This is a genomic window from Vibrio rubrogenes (assembly GCF_059641415.1).
Genome location: NZ_JCARSY010000128.1, coordinates 1 through 389, shown reverse-complemented (window position 1 = coordinate 389; position 389 = coordinate 1). Strand labels below are relative to the sequence as shown.

At 54.5% G+C, this 389-nt stretch carries 1 protein-coding gene; it reads left to right on the top strand.

The window, feature by feature from the left end:
• Positions 1 to 389, top strand: a 389-nt coding sequence (locus tag AC55NX_RS20860; protein ID WP_496997474.1) for a bacteriophage T4 gp5 trimerization domain-containing protein, incomplete at both ends; no start/stop codon positions are given.

Genomic DNA, 389 nt, shown 5'->3' with positions numbered 1-389 from the left:
GAGTCAGTACGGCATGGTTGCCGTGCCGCGCATCGGCCACGAAGTGATTGTGGATTTTCTTGACGGCGACCCGGACCAGCCACTGGTGACCGGGCGGGCTTACAATGCCAGTCAGATACCGCCTTACCCGTTGCCCGAGCACAAAACCAAAACTGTGCTGCGCACCGAAACCCATCAGGGCGAAGGCTTCAACGAGCTGAGTTTTGAAGACCAGTCAGCCCATGAAAAAGTCGCCATTCATGCCCAGAAAGATACCGAAGCACTGATTGAAAACGACGCCACCACGCTCATCCGTCACGACAGTCATTTAACGGTGGAAAACGACCGTTACGAGCACATCAAGATGAATGACCATCTCACCGTTGATGGTGAGCAGCGCCTGAAAATCG